18 protein-coding genes are annotated in these 19,866 nt (G+C 70.0%); 9 read left to right on the top strand and 9 right to left on the bottom strand.

The genetic code is table 11. From position 1 onward, the window contains the following. Nucleotides 1-347: 347 nt before the first annotated feature. The 3 genes from proC (at nt 348) to SPF06_RS03510 (ending at nt 2,818) form a co-directional block, all read left to right on the top strand. Nucleotides 348-1,178, top strand: a complete 831-nt coding sequence (proC, locus tag SPF06_RS03520) for a pyrroline-5-carboxylate reductase (RefSeq protein WP_323277534.1) — start codon at nt 348-350, stop codon at nt 1,176-1,178. A 111-nt stretch (nt 1,179-1,289) separates the two neighbouring features. After that, nucleotides 1,290-1,637, top strand: a complete 348-nt coding sequence (locus SPF06_RS03515) for a YciI family protein (protein WP_323277533.1) — start codon at nt 1,290-1,292, stop codon at nt 1,635-1,637. Next, nucleotides 1,631-2,818 (top strand): RNA polymerase sigma factor, encoded by a 1,188-nt coding sequence (locus SPF06_RS03510; RefSeq protein ID WP_323277532.1) that lies wholly within the window; start codon nt 1,631-1,633, stop codon nt 2,816-2,818. Before SPF06_RS03515 ends, SPF06_RS03510 begins: the two co-directional genes overlap by 7 nt. 1 nt (nt 2,819) lies before the next feature. Here SPF06_RS03510 and SPF06_RS03505 read toward each other — a convergent pair whose 3' ends face one another. Continuing rightward, entirely contained in the window at nt 2,820-4,331 is a 1,512-nt protein-coding gene (locus tag SPF06_RS03505; RefSeq protein ID WP_323277531.1) for an HD domain-containing phosphohydrolase, read from the bottom strand. Nucleotides 4,332-4,443: 112 nt separating this feature from the next. Here SPF06_RS03505 and SPF06_RS03500 point away from each other — a divergent pair, with 112 nt between their 5' ends. Beyond that, nucleotides 4,444-5,229: an alpha/beta fold hydrolase gene (locus SPF06_RS03500; RefSeq protein WP_323277530.1), complete on the top strand. Its 786-nt coding sequence runs from the start codon at nt 4,444-4,446 to the stop codon at nt 5,227-5,229. A 126-nt stretch (nt 5,230-5,355) separates the two neighbouring features. On the opposite strand, the gene SPF06_RS03495 is transcribed toward SPF06_RS03500, so the two are convergent. Next, complete coding sequence (locus tag SPF06_RS03495; protein WP_323277529.1) at nt 5,356-6,039, bottom strand: potassium channel family protein; 684 nt, start codon at nt 6,037-6,039, stop codon at nt 5,356-5,358. Beyond that, on the bottom strand, nt 6,032-7,444 hold the full coding sequence (locus SPF06_RS03490) for a TrkH family potassium uptake protein (protein WP_323277528.1): 1,413 nt from the start codon (nt 7,442-7,444) through the stop codon (nt 6,032-6,034). The genes SPF06_RS03495 and SPF06_RS03490 overlap by 8 nt, the downstream gene beginning before the upstream one ends. Before the next feature lie 127 nt (nt 7,445-7,571). Here SPF06_RS03490 and SPF06_RS03485 point away from each other — a divergent pair, with 127 nt between their 5' ends. Beyond that, the gene (locus SPF06_RS03485; RefSeq protein ID WP_428985691.1) at nt 7,572-8,849 is read left to right on the top strand and encodes an acetoin utilization protein AcuC; all 1,278 of its coding nucleotides are present in this window, start codon (nt 7,572-7,574) and stop codon (nt 8,847-8,849) included. An 85-nt stretch (nt 8,850-8,934) separates the two neighbouring features. Then, entirely contained in the window at nt 8,935-9,423 is a 489-nt protein-coding gene (locus SPF06_RS03480; RefSeq protein ID WP_323277527.1) for an ArsR/SmtB family transcription factor, read from the top strand. A 28-nt stretch (nt 9,424-9,451) separates the two neighbouring features. Here the strand turns inward: SPF06_RS03480 and SPF06_RS03475 are convergent, their stop codons facing one another. The 6 genes from SPF06_RS03475 to SPF06_RS03450 all read right to left on the bottom strand — a co-directional run bounded on the left by SPF06_RS03475 (nt 9,452) and on the right by SPF06_RS03450 (nt 15,843). Further along, nucleotides 9,452-11,593: an Ig-like domain-containing protein gene (locus SPF06_RS03475; RefSeq protein WP_323277526.1), complete on the bottom strand. Its 2,142-nt coding sequence runs from the start codon at nt 11,591-11,593 to the stop codon at nt 9,452-9,454. Further along, complete coding sequence (locus SPF06_RS03470; RefSeq protein ID WP_323277525.1) at nt 11,590-12,099, bottom strand: hypothetical protein; 510 nt, start codon at nt 12,097-12,099, stop codon at nt 11,590-11,592. The genes SPF06_RS03475 and SPF06_RS03470 overlap by 4 nt, the downstream gene beginning before the upstream one ends. Nucleotide 12,100: 1 nt before the next feature. Then, nucleotides 12,101-13,249, bottom strand: coding sequence for a COG1470 family protein (locus SPF06_RS03465; RefSeq protein WP_428985704.1), 1,149 nt, complete (start codon nt 13,247-13,249; stop codon nt 12,101-12,103). A 91-nt stretch (nt 13,250-13,340) separates the two neighbouring features. Further along, nucleotides 13,341-13,790: a hypothetical protein gene (locus SPF06_RS03460; protein WP_323277523.1), complete on the bottom strand. Its 450-nt coding sequence runs from the start codon at nt 13,788-13,790 to the stop codon at nt 13,341-13,343. A gap of 394 nt (nt 13,791-14,184) precedes the next feature. Next, complete coding sequence (locus SPF06_RS03455) at nt 14,185-14,769, bottom strand: DinB family protein (protein WP_323277522.1); 585 nt, start codon at nt 14,767-14,769, stop codon at nt 14,185-14,187. Nucleotides 14,770-14,913: 144 nt separating this feature from the next. Next, the gene (locus SPF06_RS03450) at nt 14,914-15,843 is read right to left on the bottom strand and encodes a carbamate kinase (RefSeq protein ID WP_323277521.1); all 930 of its coding nucleotides are present in this window, start codon (nt 15,841-15,843) and stop codon (nt 14,914-14,916) included. A gap of 144 nt (nt 15,844-15,987) precedes the next feature. Between SPF06_RS03450 and SPF06_RS03445 the strand changes: the two genes are divergently transcribed. Genes SPF06_RS03445 through SPF06_RS03435 form a run of 3 tightly spaced genes read left to right on the top strand, consistent with a single transcriptional unit; the run spans nt 15,988 to nt 19,837 of the window. Then, nucleotides 15,988-16,878, top strand: a complete 891-nt coding sequence (locus SPF06_RS03445) for an oxamate carbamoyltransferase subunit AllH family protein (protein ID WP_323277520.1) — start codon at nt 15,988-15,990, stop codon at nt 16,876-16,878. Next, complete coding sequence (gene fdrA / locus SPF06_RS03440) at nt 16,875-18,419, top strand: acyl-CoA synthetase FdrA (RefSeq protein ID WP_323277519.1); 1,545 nt, start codon at nt 16,875-16,877, stop codon at nt 18,417-18,419. Before SPF06_RS03445 ends, fdrA begins: the two co-directional genes overlap by 4 nt. Beyond that, the gene (locus SPF06_RS03435; protein ID WP_323277518.1) at nt 18,416-19,837 is read left to right on the top strand and encodes a YlbE family protein; all 1,422 of its coding nucleotides are present in this window, start codon (nt 18,416-18,418) and stop codon (nt 19,835-19,837) included. The genes fdrA and SPF06_RS03435 overlap by 4 nt, the downstream gene beginning before the upstream one ends. The last annotated feature ends 29 nt before the right edge of the window (nt 19,838-19,866 follow it).

Raw genomic sequence — 19,866 nt, 5'->3', positions numbered from 1 at the left:
CTTCCGACGAATCGGAGGAGTCCATCACTCGCACCTAATGAGTGACACGACTATACCCGTTCGTACCTGAACCGAAGCCGAAATCAAGCTGGAAAAAAGCTGGGAGTTCGTCCATGACGGCCGGTCGGCTTCGGACATGAGTAAGGCGCTGGCAGCAGCGGGGAAGATGGGGGACCAATATCCGCGGCTGCCAGCGCCGTGCGGCCACTTGGGGGAAGCGGCCGCTCCATCACTCGCACCCTGTGAGGTGATTGAAACACTAGGCCGCGTTCTTGGGAGTATCCCCAGCCCACGATGGGAAGAAGCTGGGAATGCGCGCGCAGGGTCGAGGCTGGCAGGATGGAGGCATGAGCTACAAGATCGCCTTCCTCGGCTGTGGGTCCATGAACGAGGCCATCTTGGCCGGACTCCTGGCGGCAGGGGTCCACAAGACCGACGTGATCGCGACCGTGAGGCGGGGCGAACGTGCCGACGAGCTCGCCAAGCGCTATGGCGTGACGGCCATGGCCACGGGTGAGGAATCGGACGCGAACCAGCAGGCGGTGCGCGGCGCGTCGCTCGTGATCATCGGGGTCAAGCCGATCGGGGTGACCGACCTCGCGGCGGAGATCGGCCCGGTGCTGCCGCACGGCGCCGTCGTCGTGAGCGTCGCCGCCGCCGTCTCAATCGAGCAGCTCGAGCGCGCGCTCCCCGCGGGCCAGCCCGTCATCCGCACGATGCCGAACACGCCCGCGCGGGTCGGCCGCGGAGTCGTCTCCGTGTCCGGCGGAACGAACGCGACCCGCGAGCAGATCGACCAGGTCAAGGAGCTGTTCGCCAACCTCGGGCTCGTCGTCGAGGTCCCCGAGGAGCAGGTCGACGCGGTGAGCGCGGTAAGCGGCTCGGGCCCCGCGTACGCGTTCTACCTCGCCGAGGCCATGGCCGACGCCGGCGCGAAGCTCGGGCTCGACCCGGAGCTTTCGCTCTTGCTGGCCCGCGAGACGGTCGTCGGCGCCGGATACATGCTCGCCGAGCCGGGCGCCGATCCCGCTGCTCTCCGCAAGGCTGTCACGAGCCCGAATGGGACGACCGAGCGCGCCATCGCGACGTTCGAGGAGCGCGGTCTTCCCGACATCATTGCCGACGGCGCCCGGGCGGCGGCAGAGCGCTCGAGGGCCATCACACGCGAGCTCGGCTGAGCCTCTCCGGGCCCCCGAGAATTCTTTCGCGCGTGCTGTCGATTTCAGTGCCCCTCGTTCGTCTTAGTGTCGTCTGATTGGCCAAGCAACGGCCACCACGAGGAGGAATCGATGAAGTACATTGCTTTGATCTACCAGGGCACCGCGCTTGAGCGGCAGTCCGAGCTCCCCGAGGAGGAGCTCAAGCAGGTCTACGCCGACTACCAGGGGATCAACCAGACACCCGGTGTCACCCCTGGGATCCCGATGGGGCTGCCGCAGAACGCGACCACCGTTCGGGTCGAAGACGGCAAGACCCTGACGACGGATGGCCCGTTCGTCGGCATGAAGGAGGCCGTCGGCGGCTGGTTCATCGTCGAGGCCGATGACCTCGACGCGGCCATTGAAGTGGCCGCCCGCGTCCCCGCGGCTCGTTATGGCGGCGCCGTCGAGATCCGTCCCTCGGAGGTCTATTGGTAACGAGCCTCGAGCGGGTCTTCCGCGAAGAGTGGGGGCGTGTCCTGGCTACCCTGATCGGACTCCTCGGCGACTTCGACCTCGCCGAGGAGTCCGCGCAGGAGGCCTTCGCCATCGCCGCTGAACGGTGGCCGCGCGACGGCGTCCCCGACAATCCGCGCGCCTGGCTCATGAGGACGGCACGGAACCGGGCGACGGACCGCATCCGCCGCTATCGCGTCCTCGCCGCGAAGACCAGCCTGCTCGCGGCCGAGGACCGTGCTGAGGCTCCCGTGAACACGTCGACATTTCCCGATGAGCGGCTTGAGCTCATCTTCACGTGCTGCCACCCTGCGCTCGCCGTCGAGGCGCAGGTCGCGTTGACCCTGCGGGCCGTCGTCGGCCTGACGACCGACGAGATTGCCCGTGCGTTCCTCGTCTCGGAACCCACGATGGCGCAGCGGATCGTGCGCGCCAAGCGGAAAATCAAGGCCGCGGGAATCGCGTTCCGTGTCCCGCCGCCGCATCTGCTCCGGGAACGCCTCAACGCGGTTCTCGCCGTCGTCTACCTCATCTTCAACGAGGGCTATACGTCCGGAGAAGGAGAACGCGACGGGCTCTCGGCCGAGGCCATCTGGCTCGGCCGGGCGCTTGCAGAACTCCTTCCCCGCGAGCCCGAAGTCCACGGGCTGCTCGCCATGATGCTCCTGCACGATTCCCGGCGCGACGCACGATTCCGCGATGGCGAGCTCGTGCTCCTCGATGCCCAAGACAGGTCGCGGTGGGACGGCGGTCAGATCGCGCAGGGACGCGCCGAACTCGACCTCGCTTTCGGCCTCGGGGGCCGAGGCCCGTACGTCGTCCAGGCGGCGATCGCCTCGCTCCATGCCGATGTTCCGTGCGATTGGGCGCAGATCGCGGCGCTTTACGCGGAACTCTCGCGGCTCACCGACTCGCCCGTCGTCGAGCTCAACCGCGCCATCGCAGTGGCCGAGACCGAGGGCCCCGAGGCCGGATTGCGCATCCTCGAGGGCCTCGAGCTCGACGGTTTCCGCTATTTCTTCTCGACGAGGGCAGAGCTCCTGCGGCGCCTAGGCCGCAATGACGAAGCACGCGCGGCCTTCCGCCGCGCGTGGGAACTCACCGAGGACGGCCCGGAGCGGCGCTTCCTCGAGGGTCGGCTCGCCGAGCTGGGTGCGGGCTGAATCAGAGGAGATCGCGTTCGACGGCGAAGAGCGTCGCCGCGGCGCGCGAGGACACCCCGATCTTGGCGTAGATGTGGCGAAGGTGATGGTCCGCCGTGCTGGGCGCGATGAAGAGCGCCGCGGCGACCTCCTTCTTCGTGGCGCCTCGGCAGATGAGGCGCAGCACGTCGACCTCTCGCTCCGTGAGCCCCGCCGGCCACTCGGGTCGCGGCCGCCCCGACCGGCCGACGGCAGCGGCCAGCACCGCATCCACGGCGTCTGCGTCGAGCTTGCGGGGCGCGAGACGGGCGAGCGCGTCGGCCGCGGCGGCGGGCGTCGGGGCCTGGTCCTCGGGTGTTCCGGCCAGGAGTTCGCGGAACGCGTCGGCAGCTGCAAGCACGCGTGCCTCCCAGGGAAGCTCGGCGCCGGATGCTCCCCGGTAGTATCCCGAGCCGTCCACGCGCTCGTGGTGCATTCCCGCGATTCTGGCGAGCGGCGCCGTCGTCGTGATCCGCGTGAGGATGCGCTCGCTGTAGTACGGGTGCAGTCGAAGCCGCTCCTCATCCGCAGCGGACCGGCCGCCGTCCCGGCGGCTCGGAACGGCGACGCGCCCGAGGTCTTGGACGAGGCCCGTGCGCCGCAGAAGCGGTGCGTCGTTCGGGCTCGCAGCCGCGGCGAGTGCCGCGACGTCCCGCGAGAAGCCCGCCCGGTCCGGCTCCTTGAGGTCGGCGAAGTCGGCGAACACGGCGAAGACGTCATCGAGCTGTTCGGCGGGGATCTCGGCAACCGGCTTCGGTTCGAGAGCCATCGCGACGTCCCATGGCATCTCGGTGCGGGCGGCCTCGAGGAGCTCGTCGAGGCTCGCGAGGGCGGCGAGCGCGAGAGCGGGATCGTACGATCTGCCTGCGCGCTCGCGCAGGGCCTCGCGGACGACGTCGGGACCGTGCAGCCGCGCGATGACCTCGATGTCGCGAGCGATGAAGACGATGCGCGCCGCGACCGGGATGGCCTCGCCCCTGACGCCGTGCGGGAACCCCCGCCCGTCCCACCGCTCGAAGGCCGCCCCGAGCGCCGCACGGGTGCCTGCGGGGAGCCCGAGCCTCACCGCGAGCATCTCGGCTGCCTCGCAGTGGGCGCGCACGCCGTCGCGCATCCGTGCCGGGCCAGTGGCGAGGAAGCTCGCTGCGAGCGCGGCGCGCCGCGGAGCCGGCAGACCGCGGCCAAGCGCTGGGAGGACGGACTTCAGGATGGCCGGAGGCGCTCCGCCGAGTACCGGCGCGATCGCGGCGCGGAGGGCGATGTCGTCGCCGCCGATCCCGGCGGCCTCGTGCGCGTCCGCTGTGCAGCCGAGGAAGCGCAGCAGGGCTGTGTAGAACACTTCGGAGCGGACGTGCTCCGCGAGCCGGGCAGCGTCCGCGAGCTCGAGCGAGACGAGGCAGGTCCGGAGGCCTTGCTCGAGAGGTTGGCCCATGCCGAGATCCGTCGCGAGCGAGACAGCGGCGATGAACTCGGCGAGCCGCAGCGGAGGCGTCATGCATCGATCATGGCCCCGCGCGCCGGTCCCGGACAGGTCCACCACGCGCCGTCGGGACGAATAGCGCGAACGCGCGATGCGGTCTGTCCGGACTCGGGCCGATGCTGAAGCCATGAGCAGACAGGCCAACAGCCCGCATCGGGCCATCCTCCTCCCCGGCAGCGTGCTGCCGGCCTCCCTCGCCTACGGAGCGCTCATCGCAGCGTTCGGCGACGGCGTCGACGCTGTCGCGAAAGAGCTTGAGGTCTACGCCGCGTCCACCCCGCCGCCCGACTACAGCCTCGACACCGAGGTGGCCGGGGTGCTTCGCGTTGCCGACGCCCGAGGCTGGGACACGTTTCATCTCGTGGGCTACTCGGGCGGCGGGGCCTCGGCCCTCGCGTTTGCGGCCAAGTTCCCCGAGCGCCCTGAAAGCCTCGGGCTGCTCGAGCCTGCGTGGGCGGGGAACTGGGGGTGGAGCCCCGCCCATCGGGCCCTCTGGGCGAGATATCGGGAACTCGACGGACTCGCGCCGGATGAGTTCATGGCGGCGTTCGTGCGGCTCGGCGTCCGGCCGGGCGTGACGGCGGGGCTCCCCGTGCGGGGCGGCGAGGAGCCGCCGTGGATGGTTCTCAGGCCGGCCGGGATCCGGGCGTTCATCCGCACGTTCGAGACGTACGCGCTCGATCGCGACGCCCTCGCCCGCTTCGACCGGCCCGTCTACTTCGCCCTCGGCGCCCTCTCGAACCCGGACGACTACGGCGAGATCGCCGAGCGGCTCTCCGGCGTCTTCCCGGACTTCCGGCTCGAGGTGTTCGCGGGACGACACCACTTCGACCCGCCACATCGCGCGGAGCCAGAGCGGGTCGCGACGGCGTTGCGCACCCTGTGGGCCGACGCCCAAGTTCCCCAACCTTAGGCGCCAACCTTCGGCGTGTTGCCCGGAATCGTCGGCGGGTCGCGCAGTCGTCCGTCTGAAGTTGGGGAGATAGGGTGCGCGGACGGGACGCTCGGCCTATGGCCTTGCTGTGTTCTGCCGGTCGGCCTACGGGCGGGCTGCGAAGCGCTCGAGCAGATCGACGTGGCCCGAGACGATGAGCATGTCCCGCCCGCTGACCTTTGTGTGCGGCTGCGCATACGTGAAGTCCTCGCCGGGGCTCTTGACGCCGACGATCGTCACGCCGTACTTCGCGCGCACCTGGGACTCGGCGAGCGTGAAGCCCTGCGTCTCCTTGGGCGGGTACATCTTGACGATCGCGAAGTCGTCGTCGAACTCGATGAAGTCGAGCATGCGGCCGCTCACGAGGTGCGCGGTGCGCACCCCCGCGTCGGCCTCGGGGTAGATGACGTGGTTCGCGCCGATGCGGGCCAGGATCTTGCCGTGCGAGGGCGTGATGGCCTTGGCCCACACGTGCTCGATCCCGAGGTCCACGAGATTCGCCGTGATGAGCACCGAGGACTCGATGGAGGTCCCGACCCCGACCACAGCGGACTGGAACTCCTGCGCGCCCAGCTGCCGCAGCACCTCGATGTTGGTCGCGTCCGCCTGCACCGCGTGCGTGAGCACGGGCGCCCACGTCTCGACGAGCTCCTGATCGCGCTCGATCGCGAGGACTTCGCGGCCCTGCTTGACGAGCTGCTGCGCCGTGGCCGATCCGAACCGGCCGAGGCCGATCACGAGAACCGGCGCGTTCGGGCTGGGCCGGCCCGAGGGAGTCTTGTCAGCCAATGATCGGCCTCTCTTCCGGGTAGTGGTACAGGGTGCTGCGCTGGCGGAGGGCGAGGGCCGTGGCCATGGTGATCGTGCCGACGCGGCCGAAGAACATGAGCGCCGTGAGGATGTACACGCCCTCGGGCGGGAGCTCGGACGTGAGGCCCGTGCTGAGGCCGACGGTGGCGAACGCAGAGATCGAGTCGAACAGGACGCGGTCGAGGCTCTGGCCCGAAATGGCCAGCAGCAGCCCGCACGCCACCATGACGAGGGTCGCGGCCGCCACGATCACGCTGATGGCCACGCGCATGGTCCCCTCGGGGATCGTCCGGCCGTAGGCGCGGACGTCGCGGTCGCCGCGCGCCTCGGCGACGATCGCGAGGAACATGACGGCGACGGTCGTCACCTTGATGCCGCCCGCGGTCGACGCGGAGCCGCCGCCCGCGAACATGAGGGCATCCGAGAGGAGCATCGTGGAGGGCTCCAGGTGGTTCATGTCGACGAGGTTGAAGCCGAGCGACCGGGTCATGACGGACGCGAAGACGGCCTGGACCATCTTCTCGCTGGGCGGCATGTTCCCGATCGTCCGGACGTTGTCCCACTCCATCGCGCCCCATAGGAACGCCCCAACGAGGAGCAGGATGATCGAGACGACGACCGTGAGTTTCGCGTGGAGGCTCCACAGGCGCACGCGGGCCCTGAACCGCAGGAACACCATGAGCACGGGGAAGCCGAGGCTCCCCACGAATCCCCCGAGCATGAGCGGCACGAGGACCCACAGGTCGTATTGGTACGGCACGACCCCGTCGCTGTGCGGTGTGAAGCCCGCGTTGTTGAACGATGAGATCGAGTAGAAGATCCCGTGCCACAGGGCCTGGCCGAAGTCCTCCCCATGGGCCATGAACGCGGGTGTGAGGAAGAGGGCGAGCACGGCTTCGACAGCGGCGGACGTCGCGACGACGATGCGCAGAAGGCCGCCGACCTCGCCGAGGCGTCCCGCGTTGTTCATGGCCTCCCGGGCGATGAGCTTGCCCCGGACGCCGAGCCGGCGGCTCACCGCGAGGGAGAGGATGGACGCGAGGGTCAGGATGCCCAAGCCGCCTAGCTGGATGCCGATGAGGATCACGACCTGCCCGAACCCGGACCAGTGCGTCGCCGTCGAGACGACCGTGAGGCCTGTGACGCACACGGCCGAGGTGGCCGTGAACAAGGCCTCGTGCAGCGGGGTGACCCGGCCCGTGGCCGAGGAGAACGGGAGGGCGAGGAGGAGGGTGAAGAGCAGGATCACGCCCGTGAAGGAGAGCAGTGCGAGGCGCGCGGGGGAGGACGCCGCGAGGCGGTCGATGAAGTCCCGCAGCCCGGTCAGAGGTCCCAGGCTCTCGTGCTGCGGCGCGGGCCGCCACGACGACTGCGTCTGTGCCACACTCAACCGTCCCTTGTGCCGGGCTTGCTTCTGACCTCTGGCCGCGCCTGACTGGCCTGCGGCCGTGCCTGAGCGGCCGGTGGCCGCACCGGACCAGTAAATCACGAGCGTCGGGTAGCCTGAGCGTATGTCCGACGCCGCACCGATGCCGCCGAGCGCGGAATCGTCGGCCGATTCGCGGGCCCCGCAGAACATCCGGCGCATCGAGTACGCGACGCAGGTCGCGTGGGGTGACTCGCTCCTCGCGTACGACTTCGGCCCCACCCACCCCATGCACCCCGGCCGGCTCGCGATGACGGCCCGGCTGTGCGAGGAGCTCGGGCTCTTCGCCCTGCCGCGCGTCGTCGTCGTCGAACCTCGCGAGGCCGACGACGACGAACTCGCCGGTGTCCACACGCGCGACTACATCGCCGAGGTGCGCCGAGTGAGCGAGGACCCGGCGTTTCCCGCGCCAGAGCGCGGGCTTGGCACCGAGGACGACCCCGCGTTCGCGGGCATGCACGAGGCGAGCGCGCGGATCGCGGGCGGCTCCCTCGACGCGGCGGACGCGATCCTCGCGGGCCGCGCCCAGCACGCCGTCAACTTCGCCGGGGGCATGCACCACGCCGCGGCCGACCGCGCGAGTGGCTTCTGCATCTACAACGACGCCGCGCTCGCCATCCGGAGACTCCTCGACGGCGGCCTCTCGCGCGTCGTGTACATCGACACGGATGCCCACCACGGCGACGGAACGCAGTCGATCTTCTGGAACGATCCGCGCGTCCTGACCATCTCCCTCCACGAGAGCGGGCTGACCCTCTTCCCGGGCACCGGATTCGCCCACGAGATCGGCGGGCCGGACGCGCTGGGCTCCGCGGTGAACGTGGCGCTGCCCGCGCGCACGGGCGACGCCGGATGGCTGCGCGCCTTCCATGCAATCGTCCCGCCTCTTGTCGAGGCGTTCGAGCCCGAAGCGATCGTGAGCCAGCACGGCTGCGACTCGCACGCCCTCGACCCCCTCACGAACCTTCGCACGAGCGTTGACGCCCAGCGCGAGGCAGCGCTCACCATCTCGCGGCTTGCCGCGCGGCACTGCGACGACCGGTGGCTCGCGACGGGCGGGGGAGGGTACGACGTCGTCCGCGTAGTCCCGCGGGCGTGGACGCACCTCGTAGGCATCGCCGCCGGGCACCCCGTCCCCCTGCGCACGAAGACCCCCGGCGCGTGGCGCGACTACGTGGCCGATGCCTACCCCGAGCGGCTCGCCCCCGGAGAGACGCCGCCCGAGACGATGGGCGACGACGCCGACATCTGGTGGCGCTCGTGGGAGGTTGGCTTCAACCCGAACGACGCCGTCGACCGGGCCGTCATGGCCACGCGCAAGGAAGTCTTCCCCCTCCACGGACTCGACCCGTGGTTCGACTGAGCCGCCACGGTGCCGGGTGGTTCCGGGCCGGCTCAGTGGTGGACGGCGGGGCGCGCACGGGGCGCGGGATCGGTAGTCTGGAAGCATGGTGACAGACATCTTCGCCGTCATCGCGGACCAGACCCGGAGGGACATTCTCCAGGAGCTGCGCGGCGGCGACAAGGCGGTGGGCGAACTCGTCGAAGCCCTCGACGCGAGCCAGCCCACGGTGTCGAAGCACCTCAAGGTCCTGCGCGACGCCGGCCTCGTCACGACGCGCGCTCAGGGTCAGAAGCGCTTCTATGGACTGCGGCTCGAGCCCCTCGCCGAGGTGGGCGGCTGGCTCACGTCGCTGCGTACGACGGCGCCGCCCGCCGTCGAGATTGTCGGCGCGCCGGCGGCGGTGGCCGGGGGAGTTCCGGCGGGTGCGGCCGCGTTCGCTGCCGCCGGGCCGGGAGACGACTCCGAAACGCGGCCGCAGCAGCTCCAGCGCACGGTCGAGCGGACCGTCGAGCGCGCGGCGAAGGGCGCCGCGGAGATTATTGCGAACCTCCCCAAGTGGCGGCGCCGCGAGGCGGGGCGCCAGCAGGGGTAGCGGCGGGCGAGAGCGTGACCACAAGGAGTCAGAAGCGCGACGACGTCCCTGAGACGGGATGCGTGCTGAGCGTGACCCCTCCAGTGTCAGTCGGGGTGCCAGTGGTGGCGGGCGTGTAGGAAGGCGTGCCGGCTGCCACTCCCGTGGCGGGGGTGCCGGACTTGATGCCGCCGAGCGTGATGGTGAGCGTCTTGCCGTCGGAGCTCAGCGAGACCGAGGACGTCTGGGTCTGGCCGGAGCCCTTGAAGGTGAGGTTCCCGCCCGTGCTCGTGGTGTAGCTGGCTCCGAGTGCGAGGCTGCCGAAATTCGAGGTCGTGCAGCCGGTCGCAGGCAGCGCGAGCGTATCGTTGCCGGCGTTTCGCGTGATCTGGACGCTCACGCTGTTCGTGTTCTGGGTCCACGGCCCGGTGGGGCTCGTCCAGAGGTCGCAGAACGAGCTCGGGCTCATCGCCTCATCGAAGACGACCACCACCTTGTCGTTCGTGTCTGCGGTGCCGGCCGTGCCGCCGTTCTGCAGCGTGACGGAGACGACCTTGGGGCCGATGCGGCTCGCGGCCGTCGTCACCGTGCTCACGTTCCCGGCGACATCCGTGGCCTGGGCCGAGAACGTCAGCGGTCCGGGGTTCAGCGCGCTCAGATTCATCGTGGCGGACCAGTTCCCCGAGCCGTTGGCCGTGGCGCTGGCCGTGGCGCTGTGGTTGGCCGAGTCGGTGGCCGTGAGGGCGACGGTCGCGCCGGCCTCGGCGGTGCCGGCCAGCTGGACGGAGGACACAGAGTCGCTTGTGATCTTGGACGGCACGGTCGTGAAGACGGGCGCGGCCGAGACCGTGTCCTTCGTGCCGGTCTGCGTCGCGGTGGCTCCCGTGTTGCCGGCGGCGTCCGTCGCGGTGGCGGCGTAGGTCAGCTGACCGTCGGCGAGCGCGGTGAGGTTCAGCCCAGGCATGGTCCAGTGCCCGGTCCCGTCGGCGGTCGCTGCCGCGGTGACGGTGTGGGAGGCGCCTGCGTCGGTGATCTTCAGCGCGACGGAGGCGCCCGGCTCGGCGGTGCCGCTGACGGTCACCGACGCGGCCGTTGCGGCCGAGACCGTCGCAGGCGCCGACATGGTCGGGGCCGTGGGCGGCGCGGTGTCCTTGGCGAGGCTCACGGCCGTCGCGCTGCTCGTGTTGCCGGCGGCGTCCTGGGCCGTGGCGCTCACCGTCACGGCGCCGTCATACAGGGCCGTCACGTTCAGCGTCGGGAGCGACCACGCCCCCGTCGTGCTTGCCGTGGCCGTTCCAGTCGCGAGGTGTCCTGCGCCGTCGGACGCCGTGACGGTCACAGTGCTCCCAGACTCAGCGGTGCCGGAGACCGGGAGCGCTGCGGCGTTCGCCGCGTTGACGACGGCGGGGACGGCCAAGGTTGGGGCGGCGGGCGCCTGGGTGTCGATCTTGACCGTGAGGGTTTGGGCCGCCGACACGTTGCCGGCCTGGTCCGCGGTGGAGTACACCAGCGTGTGGGTGCCGTCGCCTGCCACGGAAACCGATGCGGCGCTCCCCGCGACGGTGACCGGCTGCCCTCCGTCCAGGGCATATCTCACAGACGCGACGCCACTGCCCCCAGGGTTGTCCACCGCAGTCAGTGTCACGACGACGGGGCTGGTGTTGTCATAGCCTGCGCCGTTGGGCGCGGGCGAGATCGACGTCACGGAGACCGAGGGCGGCGTGCCGTCGGAGAGCGCGCCGCCGCTGCGGGCGCTTTCCGCCCCGGACCAGTTCCCGAGCATCGGTGTGACGGTGTAGTACCACGTTCCGTTGGGAACGCCGGTCTCGGTGCAGGAGAGCGTGGCCAGGACGCCTGCGCAGCCTCCCGTCGCGGCGACAGGGGTGCCTCCCGTCGACGCGTTGTAGCGACGGACGGTGTAGCCGGATGCCGCGTGCCCGCCCGCCGTCGTGCCCGCGGCCCAGGACACGGTGACGCTCTGCTGAGCGGCGCTCGCCGAGGGCGTCGCGCCCTGCTGGAGCGAATCGGCGGCCGCCATGCCGCCCTGGGTGCTCGAGGTCGCCTGCCAGTACGCGAATGCGGCAGCACCGCCTCCGGCGGCGAGAAGGCCGGCCACAAGCGCCGCGCCGCTGAGTCGGCTGGCCCGGCGGAGCCGCCCGGAGCGGCCCGGGGTGATCTGGTCGTGGCTCACTTGCGCACCTCGAGAGTCAGCGGAAGGTGGAAGACCGCGCCTTGGCAGCCGGAATCCGAGCCGAGGTCCATCGTGACCGTCCCGGGGAGGATGACGGTTGCCGTGGAATTGGCGGGAATAGTGACGTTTGGCGTCAAGGGCGCGGCGGGGTTCTGGAAGGTGACTCCCGTCGTCGTGCACTGCGGGTGCCCGGCGTCGGGGGCGGCCGGCCCGGCGGCCGCGACGCTGTACAGCTGCACGTCGTAGGGGTTCGGGTTGGTGACGCTGAGTACCGCGTCCGCCGTGCCGCCGGGAAACAGCAGCTGCTGGCCGGGAGCGGGTTGGACGAGCGCCTGCGCCGTGAGGGCCTGCAGCTGGCCCGCCGCCGCTGCGCCGGATCCGGTCCCGGCCATGAGCCAGTAGGCGAACCCGGCGCTCGCCGAGGCGACGAGGAGGACGACGGCGGCCGCGGCCGTCGTCGCGCGACGGCCCGCCCGGATCGCCCCGAGACGCTGGAGGACTTTCATCTCAGTTCCCCTGTCCGGAGCCGGAGAAGCCAAGCAGGAGGGTTGCGCCTTTGCAGCCGTCCTGGTTGGCAGTCGTGTCGAGCATGGAGACCTTGGGCCACTGGCTGCTCGGGACCCCGAGGGAAGCGAGCGAGCTCGTGCCGACCGGGGCCGCAAGAGGATAGGGTCCGCTGTACTGGGTCACGGCGTAGTCGGCGATGCTGCAGGGGAGGCCTTTGGACACGGCGTCCGCAGTGCGGGTGACACCCGTCAGCGTCACCGAGAGATTCGTGATGGCCAGGGTCTGGCTGTTCGGGTTGGAGAATCCGAGGGCCAACGGCTTGGACAGCCCCGGGGCGAGCGGGGAGTCAAGGCTGCCCGTGATCGTGAAGGCCTTGCCGTTGCTGAGGACCTCGAACTGCACGCTCGCGTAGGCGTACCGCGTCGTGCCGGTGGGGTCCTGCCCTGAGCCGACGATGTAGAGGGTCGTCTTGGCTGCTGGGGCGGACGCAGACGCGCTGACCTGCAGGCTCGAGGTTCCCCCGGTGGCGGGGTTCGGGCTGAAGCTCGCTGTGACCCCCGACGGGGCGCCGGCCACGCTGAAGGTGATGGGACCGGGCATGTTGGTGCGGGTGATGGCCAGGCTGTAGACCCCGCTCGAACCTGGCGAGATGCTCAGCGACGCGGGGGTGCTGGCAAGGGAGAACGATCCGGAGAGAGGGTAGTTGACGGTGAGGCCGGCGGTAGCCGTCGCGACGGTCTTCCCCGACGTCGCCGTGATCTGGACGCTATAGGTCCCCACCGGCGTGGACGACGTCGTCGACACCGTCAGCGTCGACGTCGCCGTCGAGCCCGAGGTGAGGCTGAGGCTCGACGGCGAGAAGGCCGCCGTCGCGGCGCTCGGCAGCGAGCCCGCGGAGAGGGACGCAGTCCCCGCGAAGCCGTTCTGCGACGTCACGGTGACGGTGTACGCGGCGCTCGACCCACGGACGACCGATTGGCTCGCCGGCGAAACCTGCACGGTGAAGCTTGGCTTGGCCGTCTGGGTCGCGGCGAACAGCGCGCCGGCGGGCAGCAGCACGCCGAGCAGGCTGATGACCGCGATCTTGGCTGCCTGCCCCAAGCCACGCGGCATGGCCGCCGGGACGTTCCGCAAACCCCGCACCTGCATCTCCTTTGCCCGTATCGTCAAACCCGCGATTGCTTCGGCGCCGAGGCCTGGCGGGGGTGGGGGCCGTCCTCGCCCCCGCCCGGCTCCGTGGCTAGTTGCTCGTGACCGAGACGGTGATGGTGGCGCCCTTGCAGGCGTCCTGGTCCGCCGCGGAATCGTTGAACGCCAGCGTGCCGCTGCCGACCGAGACGCCGGAGGCGTGGGCTGCGACGGTCGAGTTGGACGTGTTCGCCGACACGGTGAACCACGAAGGCAGGCACTGCGCGTTGCTCGTGCTCACGGACGCCGAGAGCGCGCCGACGACTGTGCTCGTGTCGTTCGCATTGTCGGCCGTGTAGGCCACCGACTGAGACTGGCCGGGCGTGAGCCCGCCGGTGAACGTCGCGTGCAGCGTGACGGTCTGGCCGCCGGCGGACGCGGCAGCGTTGCCGCTGCCGGAGCCGGTCGTGGTCCAGTACGCGAAGGCGCCCCCGCCGATGCCGACCAGCCCAGCGGTGGTGACGGCAACAGCGACCTTGCCCTTGATGGACAGCTTCTTCATGGGAGTACTCCTTGTCTGTGATGAGACCAGCGCGATACGAGCGGCGGCGCCGGAATGCCCCACCGTTGACGCTCTGCGGGCCCCGGATCGGCTGAGCCTGGGGACCGTTGGAAAAGACTTTCGCAGGGCAGCTTGGGGCTCGCCTACACTTGCCCGTACTCGACTTTTCCACGCAGGTGGGCCCCGGGGCGGTACTCAGGAACCGGCCCGGGGCCACCCAGAACGGCCGCTCGGAGAGGCCCGAAGGGGCCGTCGAACGCCGTGGGGCACCGGCCATCTGCGGTGGTCGCGACGGTCCGAGTACTCAAGTGGTGCCGGTGGCGACGGTGATCAACGTCCGCGTCGGAAGGCATGGCTGCATCGACCGCATGGTTGTGGACCTGGCGGGTCTCTGTCAGAAGCGGTCTGCGAGCTCCGTGAGCTTGCGCACGTACGCGGGCCAGTCTTGGTCCGGAAGGTTGCTGTTGCCGGCGAGGAGCCCCGCCTCGCCGTCGATCGATTCACGGAGGATGTCCGCCTGGCCTGTGTGGCGGGCAAGATCGGCGAGCACATGCACGATGACCCGCCCGAGCGTGACCTGGGCTCGGCTTTCGGGCCACCACGGAACGCGCCCCGGCGCGTCCAACGGGAGAGCATCGATCGTCGAGTCCGCGAATCTCCACACCCGACGGTAGAAGTCAACGACGCCCGCCGCAGACTCGCCCTGCGTCGCGTACCAGTCCGCCTGTGGATCGGCCTCGAATTCGGGCTCGGAGACCCGTTCTTCTGGAATGGGCCAATGGCGCCCGAAGGTGTCGCCGAAGTACCCAATCTCGACGTTGGCCATGTGCTTGACGATGCCGAGGAGATTTGTGCCGGTCGGTGTGCGCGGCATCCGGAGTTCGCGTTCGCTGAGTCCGTCGAGTTTCCACAGGAGCGCTTCTCGATTTTCCTGAAGGTAATGCTGGAGCACGATCTTGGGGTCCCTGAGATCCGTCATGCCAGCATTCTCGCCGAGACAACCGCCGGGTGGGGGCTCGGCTCACCCGTCCCGGCGGCGAAGGCAAGACGCCTTGTGGTCGAGAAACCGGCGTCAGGCCGTCTTCTCGACCACAAGGCGTCCTAGAGACGCAGCGTCAGGGCGTCACACGTACACGATGCCCTCCGCGACGTCGGGCCGGATCTCGGTCCCGACCTTGCGCGCGAGGAGGTCATCGAGGCGATCGAGCGGCCCGATGAGGGCGCGGCCGCCAGCCTTCGCGACGCGAATCGCCGCGTCGACCTTGGGCTGCATCGAGCCCTCGGCGAACGCGAGCTGCGAGATGGCCTCGGGGGACGCCGTGAGGATGTCGCGCTGCTCGGGAGAGCCCCAGTTCTCACTCACGAAGTCGCCGTCGGTGAGCATGATGAGCGTGTCCGCCTCGAGCTCGGCGGCGAGGGCCGCGCTCGCAAGGTCCTTGTCCACGACCGCCTGCATCCCGGTCTGCCGGCCCTTGTGGTCGGCCTTGACGGGCACACCGCCGCCGCCGACGCACACCACGAGGAGGCCGTTCTCGAGCAGGAGCCGCACGAGCGGGGCCTGCACGATGCGCACGGGGTCGGGGGACGGGACCACGCGGCGGAACGCCTTGCCGTCCTTCGCGATGGTCCAGCGGTATTCTGCGGCGGCCTCAGCTGCGTCCTGAGCCGAGTACTGCGGGCCGATGAGCTTCGTGGGGCGGTCGAACGCGGGGTCGTCCTCGCTGACGACCGTCGTCGTGATCACCGCGGCGACCTCGCGGTCGCCAGCGAGTGCGTTCGAGAGCTCCTGCTGCACGACGTAGCCGATCATGCCCTGGGTCTCGGCCCCGAGGATGTCGAGCGGGTACGCGGCCACATCCTGGTACGCGAGGTTCTGCAGGGCCAGGAGGCCCACCTGCGGGCCATTGCCGTGCGTGATGACGAGCTCGTGCTCGCGGGCGAGGCCCGCGAGGGCCTGACAGGTCGCCTTGACGTTCGCGCGCAGGCGGTCGGCCGTCATCGGCTCCCCGCGGCGGGCAAGGGCGTTGCCGCCCAGGGCCACAACAACTCGCATTGGCTCTCCTTCTTGGGATCCCAGTTGTGGCTTCGATGGTATACCCTTTTTCGGGGGATGAGACTTTCGCCACTTTTGGCGGCTCGCGTCATGAGGAGGGCGATGGGCACAGCGCTTCGGGCACCGGTGTGCCACGCTGTCTCGATGGATGCACGCCTCGCGTCCGTGCTCGCCGAGTGGCCCCGCATTGGCCGTCTTCACTCGGTTTTTGCCCGCGTTGTCAACGTTCTTGCGCCCAGCGGCCGTCTTATATCGCTCTCTGCGGACAGCCTCGACGACGCCCCGTGGACCATCCGCGTGGCCACCGTTGAGTGGGAGGCCTTCGGCCTTGAGGTGGGTGCCGCTGTCGTCCTCGAACCCCGCCGGATCACCCTCGTCGGAGTCCCGGGAGTCGTCCTCGACCTCCGTAATATTTCGAAATGGTATTCCAGTCTTCCTGCGGCGGGCCTCATGAGACTCGACGTTCTCACCCACCGCGCCACGGCCCTCGAGCGCTTGCTCGACGCGCGCGGTGTCCGAGGCGGCATCCTCCCCGCGGCCTCCGCAGCGCCGATCGACGCCGAGATCGGCAGGCGGCTCCGCGCCGGATGCGAGCGGCTTACCGAGGCGATCAGAGAGGACGACGACGGCGCCGCCCGCCTCGCCGCGCAAAGCCTCCTCGGCCTCGGGCCCGGCCTCACCCCGGCCGGGGACGACTTCATGGCGGGCCTCGCCCTCGTCGCCGCCGTCCCGGGAACCCGGCTCGGCGCCGTCAGCCGCGTACTCCGCGCCGTCCTCGACGGCTGTCCCGACCAGACGACCCTCGTGAGCCGCACCACGCTCCGCGAAGCCGTCGACGGCAGGGCCCGAGAAAGCCTGCTCGGCATCCTGAACCGCGTGTTCGCCGCCCCGCGAGGGGACGAGGCGCAGTTCGCCGAGCACCTTCGAGTCCCCATGGAACGTGCGCTGGGCATCGGCCACACCTCAGGGACCGACATCCTGTCCGGCCTCGTGGCCGGGCTCCGCCTGGAAATCGAACTGAGAGGTTCCATGTGAGCGTCACCGCTTTGGTCAAGAAGAACACCTATGTCGACTCGGTGTCCCTGATGTCGATCTCGACGAAGGCGAACGCGATCGCCGGCGTCCGGCAGGCGTTCGTCGCGATGGGCACGGAGAAGAACAAGGAGGTCCTCAAGAGCGTCGGCCTGCTCGCGCCCGAGCTCGCGGCCGCCGTCAACGGCGACCTCATGATCGTCATCGATGCCGAGGACGGCGTCGACACCGAAGCGCTCGTGCCCGAGATCGAGGAGCTGCTCGTTCGCAAGGCCCCCACAGGGGGCGCCGCGGACATCACCTACCGCACAATCACGACGGCGGCGCAAGCCGACGACGGCGCCAACCTCGCCGTCATCGCGGTCAACGGCGCGTACGCCGCGCGCGAGGCGCGGCAGGCCCTCGACAACGGCCTTCACGTCATGCTGTTCAGCGACAACGTGCCGGTCGAGGACGAAGTGGCGCTCAAGACGCTCGCCCACGAGAAGGGCCTCCTGCTCATGGGCCCCGACTGCGGCACGGCCATCATCAACAACGTGGGCCTGTGCTTCGCGAACGCCGTGCGCCCAGGCTCGATCGGGATCGTCGCGGCCTCGGGGACCGGGTCCCAGGAAGTCAGCGTGCGCATCCACGCGCTCGGCGGCGGTGTCTCGCAGCTCATCGGCACGGGCGGAAGGGACCTGAGCGAGCAGGTCGGCGGCATCATGATGATCGACGGCATCCGCGCGCTCGCGGCAGACCCCGCGACCGAGGCGATCGTCCTCGTCTCGAAGCCGCCCGCGCCGTCGGTCGAGGAGAAGGTCCTCGCCGAGATCGCCGCGGCCGGCAAGCCCGTCGTCGTCTACTTCATCGGCGGCTCGGAAGCCGCGGTCGTCGCGGCCGGCGGCCACTTCGCGTCGAGCAGCCAGGACGCGGCCCTCCAGGCCGTGCGGCTCACCGGCAGCGCCGATGCGGCCGTGCCGGCGCTCGACGACGCGCGGGTCGAGGCGGCGCGCGCGAGCCTGGCGCCCGAGCAGCAGTACGTCCGCGGCCTGTTCTGCGGCGGAACCCTCTGCGACGAGTCGATGTTCGCGCTCCTCGAAGCGGGGGAAACCGTCTGGAGCAACATCCAGAAGGATCCCTCGTTCGTCCTCCCAGCCGGGAGCCCGAGCACGGGCCACACGTTCCTCGACTTCGGCGACGACGAGTTCACGAACGGCCGCCCGCACCCCATGATCGACCCGTCGCTGCGCCTCGCACGCCTCGTCGAGGAGGCCAAGGACCCGAGCGTCGCCGCGATCGTCATGGACTTCGTGCTCGGCTTCGGTTCGCACGAAGACCCCGTCGGCGTCACCCTGCCCGCGATCACCGAGGCGAAGAAGATCGCCGCCGACGCCGGCCGGCACCTTGAGATCGTCGGCTACGTCCTCGGCACCGACCAGGACACCCCGAACGTCGACGCCGAGATCGCCGCCCTCGAATCCGTCGGCGTCACCGTCACCCGCAGCAGCACCGAGACGGGCCAGTACGCCCGCGCGATCGTCCGGAAGGGGCACACCGCATGAGCATCACCGAGCTTTTCGGGAGCGAACTCGACGTCATCAACGTCGGGCTGACCATGTTCGAGGAGGATCTCAAAGCCCAGGGCGCCAAGGTCACGACGCTCGACTGGGCCCCGCCCGGCGGCGGCGATCCCGCCGTCATCGCGGCCCTCGACGCCCTCGAGGCACCCGAGGTTGCCGCGCGGATCGAGGCCGCCAACGCCGAGGCCGTCCAGCGGATCATCACCGCCCAGCCGATGCTCGTGGGCTTCGGCCGCGCCCTCGACGTCGTCCCCGGCATGACGCCGACGACCATCCTCCACGCGGGCCCGCCCATTACGTGGGAGCGCATGTCCGGCCCCATGAAGGGCGCCGTGCTCGGCGCGATCGTGTTCGAAGGGCTCGCCGCAGACCTCGAGGAGGCCGAGACCGTCGCGGCCTCGGGCCAGATCACGTTCTCGCCGTGTCACGAACACGACTGCGTCGGCTCGATGGCGGGCGTCACATCCGCGTCGATGTACATGCATATCGTGCGCAACGAGACGCACGGGAACGTCGCGTTCACGAACCTCTCCGAGCAGCTCGCGAAGATCCTCCGCATGGGCGCCAACGACGAAAGCGTCCTCGCGCGCCTCTACTGGATGCGGGACGTCCTCGGCCCCATGCTCAAGGAGGCCCTCGAGATCGGCGGTCCCGTCGACCTCCGCCTCCTCCTCGCCCAGGCACTCCACATGGGCGACGAGGCCCACAACCGCAACATCGCCGGAACCGTTCTCCTCCTCCAGGCCCTCGCGCCGTCGCTCATCCAGACGAGCTTCACGACCGAGCAGAAGAAGGAGGTCTTCGAGTTCATCGCGTGCTCCGATTACTTCTCCGGACCCACGTGGATGGCGACGGCGAAGGCCGCCCTCGACGCGTCGCACGGCATCGAGGGCTCGACGATCGTGACGACGATGGCGCGCAACGGCGTCGAGTTCGGCATCCGGGTGAGCGGCTTCCCCGGGAACCACTGGTTCACCGGCCCCGCCCAGAAGGTGGTCGGTCCCATGTTCGCGGGCTACAAGCCCGAGGACTCGGGCCTCGACATCGGGGACAGTGCGATCACGGAGACCTACGGCTTCGGCGGCTTCGCGATGGCCGCAGCGCCCGCCATCGTGGCCCTCGTGGGCGGCACGGTCGAGGAGGCCGTCTCCTACACGAAGGAGATGGCCGAGATCACGACCGCCGAGAACCCGAACGTGACCATCCCGTCCCTCGGCTTCCAGGGCCTGCCCACCGGGATCGACGTCCGCAAGGTCGTCGCGACGGGCATCCTCCCCATCATCAACACCGCGATCGCCCACAAGGACGCGGGAATCGGCATGATCGGCGCCGGCATCACCCATCCGCCCGCCGAGGCCTTCGCGAAGGCGATCACGGCCCTCGCGGACAAGCTCGCATGAGCCAACCCCATCCCCCGTCCGAAAGACAC

This window comes from Sinomonas terricola (assembly GCF_034931225.1).
Taxonomy (GTDB): Bacteria; Actinomycetota; Actinomycetes; order Actinomycetales; family Micrococcaceae; genus Sinomonas; species Sinomonas terricola.
Note: the sequence above shows the minus strand (reverse complement) of the source record. Positions and strands in the feature narration are given on the sequence as shown.

What these genes read in the sequence shown, in the direction of transcription:
- SPF06_RS03485 (WP_428985691.1), top strand. Translation starts at nt 7,572, where the DNA reads ATGTCCGACGCCGCACCGATGCCGCCGAGCGCGGAATCGTCGGCCGAT.
- proC (WP_323277534.1), top strand. Translation starts at nt 348, where the DNA reads ATGAGCTACAAGATCGCCTTCCTCGGCTGTGGGTCCATGAACGAGGCC.
- SPF06_RS03480 (WP_323277527.1), top strand. Translation starts at nt 8,935, where the DNA reads ATGGTGACAGACATCTTCGCCGTCATCGCGGACCAGACCCGGAGGGAC.
- SPF06_RS03505 (WP_323277531.1), bottom strand. Translation starts at nt 4,331, where the DNA reads ATGACGCCTCCGCTGCGGCTCGCCGAGTTCATCGCCGCTGTCTCGCTC.
- SPF06_RS03515 (WP_323277533.1), top strand. Translation starts at nt 1,290, where the DNA reads ATGAAGTACATTGCTTTGATCTACCAGGGCACCGCGCTTGAGCGGCAG.
- SPF06_RS03470 (WP_323277525.1), bottom strand. Translation starts at nt 12,099, where the DNA reads ATGAAAGTCCTCCAGCGTCTCGGGGCGATCCGGGCGGGCCGTCGCGCG.
- SPF06_RS03500 (WP_323277530.1), top strand. Translation starts at nt 4,444, where the DNA reads ATGAGCAGACAGGCCAACAGCCCGCATCGGGCCATCCTCCTCCCCGGC.
- SPF06_RS03460 (WP_323277523.1), bottom strand. Translation starts at nt 13,790, where the DNA reads ATGAAGAAGCTGTCCATCAAGGGCAAGGTCGCTGTTGCCGTCACCACC.
- SPF06_RS03435 (WP_323277518.1), top strand. Translation starts at nt 18,416, where the DNA reads ATGAGCATCACCGAGCTTTTCGGGAGCGAACTCGACGTCATCAACGTC.
- SPF06_RS03455 (WP_323277522.1), bottom strand. Translation starts at nt 14,769, where the DNA reads ATGACGGATCTCAGGGACCCCAAGATCGTGCTCCAGCATTACCTTCAG.
- SPF06_RS03450 (WP_323277521.1), bottom strand. Translation starts at nt 15,843, where the DNA reads ATGCGAGTTGTTGTGGCCCTGGGCGGCAACGCCCTTGCCCGCCGCGGG.
- SPF06_RS03465 (WP_428985704.1), bottom strand. Translation starts at nt 13,249, where the DNA reads ATGCAGGTGCGGGGTTTGCGGAACGTCCCGGCGGCCATGCCGCGTGGC.
- SPF06_RS03445 (WP_323277520.1), top strand. Translation starts at nt 15,988, where the DNA reads ATGGATGCACGCCTCGCGTCCGTGCTCGCCGAGTGGCCCCGCATTGGC.